This window comes from Arthrobacter sp. 05L45_2 (assembly GCF_056397525.1).
The window spans coordinates 1-10,912 of the sequence record NZ_JBFTNO010000095.1; the positions used below are offsets into that span (position 1 = coordinate 1).

Here is a 10,912-nt window from a genome sequence, read left to right on the forward strand (position 1 = left end):
GGGGCAAGACCGGCCGCCCCCAGGAGCAGCGGATCGAGCGAATCCCGGTCAAGGGCGTCCGCAAGGCCACCGCCCGGGCCATGGTGGAGTCGGCGTTCGCCGCCCCGCACGTAAGCATCTTTGTCGACGTCGACGCGAGCCGCACCATGGAGTTCGTTAAGCGGCTCAAGGCCTCCCGCGATTTCGAGGGCATCAAGGTCTCGCCCCTGCTGATCCTTGCGAAGGCTGTTATCTGGGCGGCGGCGCGCAACCCGAGCGTCAACGCGAGTTGGGTGGATGCCGCAGACGGCAGCGACTCGGCCGAGATCCACGTCAAGCACTTTATGAACCTCGGCATCGCCGCCGCGACGCCGCGCGGCCTGATGGTGCCGAACATCAAGAACGCGCAGGACCTCTCGCTGAAGGAACTCGCGCTCGCTCTCAACCAGCTGGCCACCACCGCGCGGGCCGGGAAGACCCAGCCTGCGCAGATGAAGGGCGGCACACTCACGGTCACCAACATTGGGGCCCTGGGCATCGACACCGGCACGCCGATCATCAATCCCGGCGAAGTGGCCATCGTGGCGTTCGGGACTATCAAGCAGAAGCCCTGGGTGCTGGATGGCGAGGTGATCCCGCGCTGGATCACCACCCTTGGCGGCTCGTTCGACCACCGCGTGGTGGACGGGGACCTCTCGGCCCGCTTTATGGCCGACGTCGCCTCCATCCTGGAAGAACCAGCACTGCTGCTCGACTGACGCCGGCGCTCTTAGCCGGAATACGCCGCGAGCAGGGTGGCCATGCCGGGGCTGCCGCCCAGCCCGGCAGCCACGATGGCCGCGACGAACACCAGGCCGGCCAGGCCGAAGCTGACTGCCGTCACTCCGGTGAGGAACTTCCAGTCCTCGCGCAGGATGCTCCGGACCGTGTCCGGCATCCGCAGAGTGGGGGAGATCAGGTTGGGGGCGCTGTCGACGGATCCGTCGTCGAGGTAGGCCACCACCCGGCCGGCGGCGCGGTCCACCCGCATGGTGCTGATGTGGTTTCCGTGCCGGGCCAGCAAAATGTCGTGCCCGACCAGCTGGCGGCGTTGAAGGATTGGCAAGGGCTCTCCCGGGATTAGGGCGGGTAGGACTGTCCGCGCCATCGGGGGCACTCCCCATTTTACCGCCGCGCCGTGGCCCGGACGGGCCCAAAACCGGTGAGGCTGCCCACCCCGGGGCGTGACGGGGGTCAAATCGGGGGCAACCCTGTCCCGAACCGGCAGGGCGGCACTAGAGTTGCACCAGCCGCCGCCGAGCCGGCGAACGCCGATCAAAGGAGATGTTGCGTGTTCTCGAGCCCGTTCCCCGCCGTTGAGATTCCCAATGTCAGCCTCTACGACTACCTCTTCGGCGGTCTGGCGGAGGAGGACCTGGACCGCGTCGCCGTCGTGGACGGAGCCAGCGGTGCGGAAACAAGCTACCGTGTCCTCCGGGACCGGGTGGACGCGCTGGCCGGAGCCGTGGCCGCCCAGGGGCTGGGCATCAACGGCGTGGCCGCTGTTCTTTGCCCGAACATTCCGGCCTTCACCGTGGTCTTCCACGGCCTCCTCCGGTCCGGAGCCACCGTCACCACGGTCAACTCGCTGTACACCGCCGATGAGATCGAAAAACAGCTCACCGACGCCGGAGCCAGCTGGCTGTTCACCATCTCGGCCCTGCTGCCCGCCGCCAGCGAGGCCGCCGGCCGGGTCGGCATCCCCGCCAGCCGCCTGGTGGTGCTCGACGGCGCCGAGGGCCACCCGTCGCTTGCGGACTTGCTGGCCAGCGGCGCGCCCGCGCCGGACATCAACTTCGATCCGGCCACCCACATCGCCGTCCTGCCCTACTCCTCCGGAACCACCGGCCGGCCCAAGGGTGTCATGCTGAGCCACCGGAACCTTATGGCCAATGTGGAGCAATCCCGCGGGCTGCTCCGGGTCAGTCCGGATGACCGCCTCCTGGCCCTGCTGCCGTTCTTCCACATCTACGGGCTCACGGTGCTCCTGAACCTGGCCCTGAGGGAACGCGCCCGGCTGGTCACCATGCCCAAGTTTGATCTGGCGGAGTTCCTCCGGATAGTCCAGGACCACCGGTGCAGCTACCTCTTTATTGCCCCGCCGGTGGCGGTCGCGTTGTCCAAGCACCCTTTAGTGGCCGATTACGACCTCAGCTCGGTCCACACCACGCTCTCCGGCGCCGCGCCGCTGGACGGCGAACTGGGGACGCGGCTGGCTGAACGGCTCGGCTGCCGGGTGCTCCAGGGCTACGGGATGACCGAGATGAGTCCCGTTTCGCACCTCATTCCGGTCGATGCCACGGACGTGCCCGTCAGTTCCGTGGGGTACACGGTGCCCAACATGGAGTGCCGGCTCATCGACCCGGCCACCGGCGGCGAGATCGAGGTACCGGCCGAGGGGACAAGCGACCCCGGCCACTTGCTGTGCCGCGGGCCCAACATAATGCTGGGCTACCTGAACAGGCCCGAGGAAACGGCAGACACCCTCGATTCCGACGGCTACCTGCACACCGGCGACATCGCCACTGTCCGGGCAGACGGGGTGGTGACGATCGTGGACCGGCTCAAAGAGCTCATCAAATACAAGGGCTACCAAATCGCCCCCGCCGAACTTGAGGCCCTCCTGCTCACGCACCCGGGCATTGCCGACGCGGCGGTGATCGGAACCCTCGACGCCGACGGCCAGGAAGTGCCGATGGCCTTTGTGGTGCGCCAGCCTTCGCCCGACGGCGAGCACCTGGACGAGGCGGCAGTGGAGGAATTCGTGGCTGCAAGGGTGGCGCCGTTCAAAAAGATCCGGCGTGTCGAGTTCATCGATGCCGTGCCCAAGTCGGCCTCCGGGAAGATCCTGCGCCGGATGCTTAAAACGGCAGAGCCGGCGCCGCAGCCCTAGGGCCGCGGCGCCGGCTCTCCGGCCGGTCCCTTCCTAGTCGGAAGTGTCGGTCTTGGCGATGTAGACGTCGCAGGGGGCGTTGTGGGCCACGCTGTTCGCAACGCTGCCCAGGACTCGGCCCAGGCCGCGCATCCGGCGGTTACCGACCACGATCATCCGGGCGCCGGCACGCTCGGCCTCCTGGATCAGGGCTTCCGCCGGCTTGCCGCGGGCGGCGGTGTAGGTGACCTTGATGTCGTCTGACCGCAGCGTTGCGGCGACGCCCTTGGCGACCTTTTCCGCCTCATCGGCGTCAGAGACAATAAAACGGTCGCTGCCGCTGCCGAACACCTCGGTCCGGTCACTGTCGAAGGCGCTGACCACATGCAGAGTGGCGCCCAGCGACACCGCCAGGTCACGGGCCGAGTGGGCGGCCTTGAGGGCAGTTTCACTGCCATCGACGCCGACAACGATGATTCCGGTCATTAAGGGTCTCCTCTGGTCAAGCACGGTTCAGGGCACAACAATGATTCAGGCTACAACGCCTCGATGGCTTCCCGCAGCACCGGCGCCAGGCGGCGGACGCCTTCCTCGATGGCATCCGGCGGCACCGCACTGAAGGCGAGCCGGAGTTTGTTGGACGGCTCGTCCGAGTGCGCGAAAGCCGCCCCGGGGATGAAGACGACGCCGGCATCGATGGCCTTCTGCAGGAGCGGATAGGTGTCGACCCCCTCCGGCAGCGTCACCCACACGAAGAAGCCACCCTCCGGCCGGGTCCAGCTAAGGCCCTCGGGCATGTGCTTCGCCAGGGCCGCCAGCATGGCCTCGCACCGCTCCTGGTACAGGCCGCGGTAGGTGGCGATCTGGCCGCGCCAGTCGTAGTCGCGCAGGTAGGCGGAGACGAGCATCTGGTTCAGCGTGGGCGGGCAGAGGGTGACGGCCTCGGAGGCGAGGTAGTAGCGGCGCTGCAGGTGCGCCGGAACCAGGGCCCAACCGATCCGGAGGCCCGGGGCGAAGATCTTGGAGAACGAACCCATGTAGATGACGTCATCAGGGTTCTCGGCCCGCAGGGGCGTCAGCGGCTGCCCGTCGAAGCGCAACAGACCGTACGGGTTGTCCTCGAGCACCAGAATATTCGCATTGCGGCATATGTCGACCACCTGCTGGCGGCGCTCGGCCGAGAGGGTGATGCCGGACGGGTTGTTGAAGCTCGGAATGGTGTAGAGGAACTTGATGTTCTTGCCGGCCGTCTGCAGGGCCGCGATCTTGGCCTCGAGCAGCTCCGGAATGATTCCGTCGCCGTCCATCGGGACCGTGCCCACCTCCACCTGGTAGGCCTCGAAGGTGTTCAGCGCGCCCACATAGGTGGGATCCTCGACCAGGACGACGTCGCCCGGGTTGCAGAAGACCTTTGTGGCCACGTCCTGCGCGGACTGCGAACCGGCAGTGATGATGACGTTCTCGGGCTTGGCGTCCAGGATCCCCTCGGCCGCCATCACCTCGCAGATCTGGGTGCGGAGCTCCTCGGTACCCTGGCCGCCGCCGTACTGCAGTGCCGTCATGCCCTGCTCGGCGATGATCTTCGCCGCGGACTGCCCAAGCCGCTCCAAGGGGAGTGACTGGAGGTAGGGACTGCCGCCGGCGAGGGACACGAGGCCCGGGCGCAGGGAGATGTCGAAGACGTCCCGGACGGCCGACTGCTTGATATTTGCTGCGCGCTCCGAGAAGAGACTCTCGTGGCGGTGGGCGGACGTAGCCGCACGTTCGATTGCGTCAATTGCCTCGGCCGGAAGGAACTCTGCGGCGGCATCAAGTGTTTCGTGGGTCACAATTCCAAGGATACAGGCCCGCGTTGTCACAGGGAAAACTTTTGTTCACAAAATCACGCCACGGCGGCCCCGCCGGGCCCTGACGTAGGACGCCCCCGGGAGCGAAGGCTGCCGGGGGCGTCCGGAGGGGCGGCTGCTGCTAGGCCGCTTCGGTGCTGCGCGCGTCAGCAAGGGCATCGAAAACGCCCTTGATCTGCTCGACAACCTCGGCGTCGTCCTTCGGGTGGACCTCGGCGAAGCGGACCATCGAGCCGGGAACGGCGAGCTTGACGTCCTCGAGGACGCGGGCGCCGGCGATGCCGACGGCCTTGCGGGCCTCATCCTGGGCCCAGACGCCGCCGTACTGGCCGAAGGCGGTGCCCACGACGGCGGTGGGCTTGCCACTCAGGGCGCCGGCGCCGAAGGGGCGGGAGAGCCAGTCGATGGCGTTCTTCAGCGGCGCGGGGACGGTGCCGTTGTATTCCGGGGTGACCAGGAGCAGGGCGTCAGCCTCGTGGGCGGCGGCACGCAGCGCCGCGGCAGCGGCCGGGACCTGGCCCTCGACGTCGATGTCCTCGTTGTAGAACGGGATGTTGCCCAGGCTCTCGTGGATAACAACCTCCACCTGCTCGGGGGCGTTGAGCTGGATCGCTTCGGCGAGCTGGGCGTTGGTGGAGCCGGCGCGCAGGCTGCCGACCAGGGTGAGGACGGTGTTGGTGGTCATGGGGACTCCTTGTATCGGGCCGCGCAGGTTCGGCGGCTTGATGGTCGCGGAGGCTTTTGGGGCCTTCACTCATGCTAAACGGACTGCGGTCCGGTTAATATTCCCCGGGGCTAGAATTGGCCCTGTGAGCCTCATCCCGATCCGCCCCGGCATCCCCGCGGCCCGCCCCGGCAACGGCGGCGCCGCCGAGTCCGAACGCCGGGACGCTGCCCGCAACCGCGAATTGCTGCTCCGGGCCGCCCGGGAGCTCATAGAGGAACACGGCGCGGACGGCCTCACGATGGCGTCCCTGGCCGGACGCGCCGGGGTGGGCAAGGRCACCGTCTTCCGGCGGTTCGGCAGCCGGGCAGGGCTCATGATGACGCTGCTCAGCGACGCGGAGGCGCAGTTCCAGAGCCGGTTCATGTTCGGGCCGCCGCCGCTGGGGCCGGGCGCGCCGGCGCTGGAGCGGCTCGTTGCCTCCGGGGCCGAGCGCGTGGGCTGGGTGCTGGAGTTCGGCGAACTGGCCCGCGCCGCCGATGTCTCTGCCTACAACCGGTTTGATGTTCCGGCCGCGGTGCTCTGGCGCCGGCACCTGGAGATGCTGCTGCGCGGCGCGGGCGTGACGGCGGACCCCTGGCTGATGGCCGGGGCCCTCAGCGTGACCCTCGAACCCGAGCGAATCCTGCACTCGGTCCGGGTGCACGGGGTGGCCCCGGACCGGCTGGTTGAGTCCTGGCGGGAGCTGGTCTCCCGGGTGGTCAGCGGCGCGTAGGCTAACCGATCTTCGCGGGCACTGCCAAGTCAAATCAATCCAAGTGAGTTATTCATAACGATCTGGTAGTGGGCATACCGTTTCGCCCTCTTTGGCGCGCCTCCACGCAATTCCTATGTGGTAGTTTCCTCTGGAATGTGACCCGCAACATAGCCCCACCGGGCTGGCCGGAAGGCGTGCGGGCGGCCAGGCACCCGCTGGCCAAGATCCTGGATCGGCAGCGGACACCCCCTGCCGCATGGGGGGACAACGGAAGGATCCATGCTGTGAATCTTGTAATGACACCGGCTCCCGGCCAGGCAGGTCCAGCCCTTCCGGCGGCGCCCGGCACCATGCAGGCACCGGCGATCCTGAACTAGTCCCATGCTCCGATACCTAGCCAAGCGTGCCGTCACGTACGCGTTCATGATCTTCTTGACCACCAGCGCCGGGTACTTCCTGGCGGTCACCAGCCTCAAGCCGGCGCTGCTGGAGCAGGAAAAAATCCCGCGTCCGACGCCGGAACAGGTTGCCAACTCCTTCCGGCTCAAGGGCCTGGACCCGGCGCAGAGCCCCTGGGAGCGGTACGTTGACTGGCTCACCGGCATCGTCACGCGCTGGGACTGGGGACGCAGCCCCAACGGCGCCTTTGTGAATGCCGAGTTCGGCGACCGGGTCTGGATCTCCACCCGGCTGTTCCTCGCCTCGATCGTCCTGACCCTGATCATCGGCGTCGCCCTGGGCGTCTACACCGCGGCCCGCCAGTACAAGTTCTCCGACCGGGCCATCACCTCCTACAGCTACCTCGTTTACATCGTGCCCGCGCCGATCGCGTACTTCCTGGTCCAGCTCGGCGCCATCAACATCAACGAGACCGTCGGCGAACGCATCTTCTTCGTCACCGGCATCTCGACGCCCGGGATGGACGGTGACGGCTGGGCGCAATTCATCGACATGCTCGCCCACTACGCCGTGCCGACCTTCGCCATCACAATCGTGGGCTGGGGCGCGTACCAGATCGCGCAGCGGCAGTACCTGCTGGATAACGTCAACGCCGACTTCGTCCGCACCGCCCGCGCCAAGGGCCTGACCCGGAACCAGGCCATCACCCGGCACGCGCTCCGCGTGTCCTTTATCCCGGTGGCGCAGAGCATCGCCTTCACCATCCCGGCCATCTTCGCCGGCGGCTTCTTCGCCGAGAAGATCTTCGCCTGGCACGGCGTCGGCTCCTGGAGCATCGATGCGATCTCCCTACAGGATGTCAACGCCGCGACGGCCACCCTGGCGTACGGCTCCGTGATCTTCGCGATCGGCGCCATCCTCGCCGACTTCGCCACCACCCTTGTCGACCCGAGAGTGCGGGTGCAGTAGCCATGACAAACCTGAACGCCATCGATCCGGCCGCCGTCGCCGAAGAAGCAAAGATCGAGAAAAACGACGTCGTGATCGCGAAGTCGACGATCATCGTGCGGCGCTTCCTCCGGAACAAAACGGCCGTCACCGGCCTGGTGATCTTCCTGCTGCTGACCGTGCTGTCCCTGATCGGCGGACTCTTCTCGAGCTGGGACAAGGAGACCATCGACCCGTTCGCCATCGGCATGGGCCCCTCCTCGGACCACCTCCTGGGCACCTCGCAGGCCGGCATCGACCTCTACGCGCTGACGGTGGAAGGCACCCGGGTCTCGATCCTGATCGGCCTCGTCGTCGGCCTGGTCTCGGTGCTGATCGCCGCGGTCTACGGCTGCACCATGGCCTACTTCGGCGGCAAGGTGGACAAGGTCATGCTGTTCATCCTCGAAGCCCTCATCATGATGCCGGCCCTCCTGGTGGTGGCCGTGGCCACCAGCGGCGGCGGCAACGGGCTGCAGCAGAACCTGCCCAGCTGGCTGCTGCTGATCATCGTCCTGCTGATCTTCAACTGGATGGGCACCGCCCGCCTGATCCGCTCGCTTTCCATGTCCCTGATGCAGCGCGACTTCGTCAAAGCCGCCCAGTACATGGGCATACCGCCGCGGCGCATCGTCTGGCGGCACCTGGTGCCGAACATCGGCTCGCTGCTGGTCCTGGACATCACCCGCGGAGTGACCGGTGCGATCCTCGCCGAGGTGGCCTTCTCCTTCATCGGCATCGGCATCAAGGTTCCGGACGTCAGCCTGGGCGTGCTGATCGGCCAGGCCACGTCCCAGGTCTCCACGTTCCCGTGGATGTTCTGGGTGCCGCTGACCGTCATGTTCCTGCTGACCGGTTCCCTCGCCATGATGAACGACGGCCTGCGGGACGCGTTCGACCCCAGCTCCAGTTCGATCGGCAGCGCCAAGAAGAAGAATGCCGCCCGGAAGAGCACCGACAGCGTAAAGAAGATGACCTCATGAGCTCCGACACCACCGCCACCGACCTGAGCACCGCGGAGCGGCTGCACGTTGCCGGACTGCACGCCCCGGCGGGCGCCGTGCTCTCCGTCCGCGACCTCAACGTCCGGTTCAATACCGAGAACGGCGTGGTCCACGCCGTCCGGGGCATTGACTTCGACCTGATGCCGGGCAAGACCCTGGGTATCGTGGGCGAATCCGGCTCGGGTAAGTCCGTCACCTCCATGGCCATCATGGGCCTCCTGCCGGAGACCGCGCAGGTCACCGGCTCCGTCCGGCTCAAAGGCACCGAACTGCTGGGCCTCAGCGACAAGGCCATGTGCCGGTTCCGCGGCAACGACATCGCCATGGTCTTCCAGGACCCGCTGTCCTCGCTGACCCCGGTCTACACCGTGGGCAACCAGATCATCGAGGCCCTCACGGTGCACAACCCCACCATGAGCAAGCAGGCGAAGGAGGCGCGCGCCGTCGAACTCCTGGCCATGGTGGGGATCCCCAGCCCCAAGGACCGGCTCAAGGCGTTCCCGCACGAATTCTCCGGCGGCATGCGCCAGCGCGTGATGATCGCCATCGCGATCGCCAACAACCCCCGCGTGCTCATCGCCGATGAGCCGACGACGGCGCTGGACGTCACCATCCAGGCGCAGGTCCTGGAGGTGCTGCACACGGCGCAGGAGGAGACCGGCGCCGCCGTCGTAATGATCACGCACGACCTCGGCGTGGTGGCGGGTATGGCCGACGACATCATGGTGATGTACGCCGGGAAACCGGTGGAGACCGGCAGCGTCGACGACATCTATTACAACGCCAGGATGCCCTACACCATGGGCCTGCTGGGCGCCGTGCCCCGGGTGGACGTGGCCGAGAAGTCCTCGCTGGTGCCCATCGAGGGCATCCCGCCGAACCTCATCCACGCGCCGACCGGTTGCTCCTTCGCCCCTCGCTGCCCGCTGGCCAGCGAAGCCTGCCTGGAAGGCGAACCCGAGCTCTGGCCCGTCAGCGGCACCGGCGGCGGAACCCTGGATCACAAGGCCGCGTGCATCAAGACCGGGTCGCTCGGCGGGGACATGGATGTCCACGAGATCTTCCACGCCCCCGAGGTGCCGGTGTCCCGGTTCGACGCCGTCCCGCGCGCCGAACGCAAGGCGGTCCTGGAGCTCAAGGACGTCAAGAAGCACTTCCCGCTGATGAAGGGCGCGCTGCTCAAGCGCCGCATCGGCACGGTCAAGGCAGTCGACGGGCTGAGTTTCGACATCCGGGAAGGCGAGTGCTTCTCCATCGTCGGCGAGTCCGGCTGCGGCAAGACCACCACACTGCTGGAAATCATGGAATTCCACCGCGACCAGGACGGCGAGGTGACCATCGGCGGGCTCAGCAACAAAGCCGCCTCCGACGCCCGGACCAAGGCCGCCATGCGCAAGGAACTCCAGATGGTGTTCCAGGACCCCACCGGYGCCCTGGAYCCGCGCTTCACCGTCTACGAGGTGCTGGCCGAACCGCTCGAGAACTCCGGGATGGCCAAGCCGGCCGTCCGGAAACGGATCATGGAGCTGATGGAGCTCGTGGGCCTGCAGCCGGACCACGTCAACCGCTTCCCGAACCAGTTCTCCGGCGGACAGCGCCAGCGCATCGGCATTGCCCGGGCCCTGGCCGTCAACCCGAAACTGGTGGTCCTCGACGAGCCGGTGTCCGCGCTGGACGTCTCGGTCCAGGCCGGCGTTATCAACCTGTTGGACAAGCTCCGTGCCGAACTCGGCCTGAGCTACCTCATGGTGGCCCACGACCTCTCGGTGGTACGCCACATCTCCAACCGCGTGGCCGTGATGTACCTGGGCAAAATCGTGGAGATCGGGGACGTGGACAGCGTCTTCGACAACCCGCGCCACCCCTACACCCGCGCCCTCCTCTCCGCGATTCCGGTCCCGGACCCTCAGCTGGAGCGCACCCGCGAACGCATCATCCTGGAGGGCGACCTGCCCTCGCCGCTGGATGCCCCCAAGGGCTGCAACTTCGCCACCCGCTGCCCCGTCTTTGCCGCACTTCCCGCCGCCAAGCAGGAAAAGTGCCTCACCCTGGAGCCGCCGCTGGAAACGGCAACGGCCTCCGCTTCCCGGCCCGACGTTCCGCCGTCGGCCCCCACAGACCAGCAATTCGCCTGTTTCTATCCGGACGGCGAACTGGACGCGGACATGTTGGTTGTCCACGAGTCCCTCTGACGCACCAAACCGCACCTGCATCACTACTCGCACCAAAAATGAAGGGGATCATTATGAAGAATCTGACCAAGATCGGCGGGGTGGCTGCCGTAGTGGCAGCCCTCGCGCTGACCGGCTGCGGCGGAGGCGGCGCGACCACGACCGCTGAAAGTGCCAAGGCACAGGATGCCTC

Annotated in this window: 10 protein-coding genes; 6 read left to right on the top strand and 4 right to left on the bottom strand. The window is 67.1% G+C overall.

The features are described from left to right. The coding region (locus tag AC1DHD_RS09155; RefSeq protein WP_476879405.1) for a dihydrolipoamide acetyltransferase family protein at positions 1–737 on the top strand (737 nt) is incomplete at its 5' end. An 11-nt stretch (positions 738–748) separates the two neighbouring features. Here AC1DHD_RS09155 and AC1DHD_RS09160 read toward each other — a convergent pair. After that, positions 749–1,084, bottom strand: coding sequence for a hypothetical protein (locus AC1DHD_RS09160; RefSeq protein WP_476879406.1), 336 nt, complete (start codon positions 1,082–1,084; stop codon positions 749–751). A gap of 225 nt (positions 1,085–1,309) precedes the next feature. Between AC1DHD_RS09160 and AC1DHD_RS09165 the strand changes: the two genes are divergently transcribed. Continuing rightward, on the top strand, positions 1,310–2,911 hold the full coding sequence (locus AC1DHD_RS09165; RefSeq protein ID WP_476879407.1) for an AMP-binding protein: 1,602 nt from the start codon (positions 1,310–1,312) through the stop codon (positions 2,909–2,911). Between the two features lie 33 nt (positions 2,912–2,944). Here the strand turns inward: AC1DHD_RS09165 and AC1DHD_RS09170 are convergent, their stop codons facing one another. From AC1DHD_RS09170 to AC1DHD_RS09180, 3 genes are all read right to left on the bottom strand, one after another. After that, complete coding sequence (locus AC1DHD_RS09170) at positions 2,945–3,376, bottom strand: universal stress protein (protein ID WP_476879408.1); 432 nt, start codon at positions 3,374–3,376, stop codon at positions 2,945–2,947. Positions 3,377–3,426: 50 nt separating this feature from the next. Further along, positions 3,427–4,719, bottom strand: coding sequence for an aminotransferase-like domain-containing protein (locus tag AC1DHD_RS09175; protein ID WP_476879409.1), 1,293 nt, complete (start codon positions 4,717–4,719; stop codon positions 3,427–3,429). A gap of 139 nt (positions 4,720–4,858) precedes the next feature. Beyond that, positions 4,859–5,422, bottom strand: a complete 564-nt coding sequence (locus tag AC1DHD_RS09180) for an NAD(P)H-dependent oxidoreductase (RefSeq protein WP_476879410.1) — start codon at positions 5,420–5,422, stop codon at positions 4,859–4,861. 124 nt (positions 5,423–5,546) lie between these two features. On the opposite strand from AC1DHD_RS09180, the gene AC1DHD_RS09185 reads away from it, so the two are divergent. The 4 genes from AC1DHD_RS09185 to AC1DHD_RS09200 all read left to right on the top strand — a co-directional run bounded on the left by AC1DHD_RS09185 (position 5,547) and on the right by AC1DHD_RS09200 (position 10,740). Then, positions 5,547–6,176, top strand: coding sequence for a TetR/AcrR family transcriptional regulator (locus tag AC1DHD_RS09185; protein ID WP_476879411.1), 630 nt, complete (start codon positions 5,547–5,549; stop codon positions 6,174–6,176). 363 nt (positions 6,177–6,539) lie between these two features. After that, positions 6,540–7,526 carry an ABC transporter permease gene (locus AC1DHD_RS09190; RefSeq protein WP_476879412.1) on the top strand — a complete coding sequence of 329 codons (987 nt, stop codon included), beginning with the start codon at positions 6,540–6,542 and terminating at the stop codon, positions 7,524–7,526. A 2-nt stretch (positions 7,527–7,528) separates the two neighbouring features. Next, a complete protein-coding gene (locus tag AC1DHD_RS09195) occupies positions 7,529–8,527 on the top strand; it encodes an ABC transporter permease (RefSeq protein ID WP_476879413.1) in 999 nt (332 codons plus the stop codon). Then, positions 8,524–10,740, top strand: coding sequence for an ABC transporter ATP-binding protein (locus AC1DHD_RS09200; protein WP_476879414.1), 2,217 nt, complete (start codon positions 8,524–8,526; stop codon positions 10,738–10,740). Before AC1DHD_RS09195 ends, AC1DHD_RS09200 begins: the two co-directional genes overlap by 4 nt. Positions 10,741–10,912 lie beyond the last annotated feature (172 nt).

What these genes read in the sequence shown, in the direction of transcription:
- AC1DHD_RS09190 (WP_476879412.1), top strand. Translation starts at nt 6,540, where the DNA reads ATGCTCCGATACCTAGCCAAGCGTGCCGTCACGTACGCGTTCATGATC.
- AC1DHD_RS09195 (WP_476879413.1), top strand. Translation starts at nt 7,529, where the DNA reads ATGACAAACCTGAACGCCATCGATCCGGCCGCCGTCGCCGAAGAAGCA.
- AC1DHD_RS09170 (WP_476879408.1), bottom strand. Translation starts at nt 3,376, where the DNA reads ATGACCGGAATCATCGTTGTCGGCGTCGATGGCAGTGAAACTGCCCTC.
- AC1DHD_RS09180 (WP_476879410.1), bottom strand. Translation starts at nt 5,422, where the DNA reads ATGACCACCAACACCGTCCTCACCCTGGTCGGCAGCCTGCGCGCCGGC.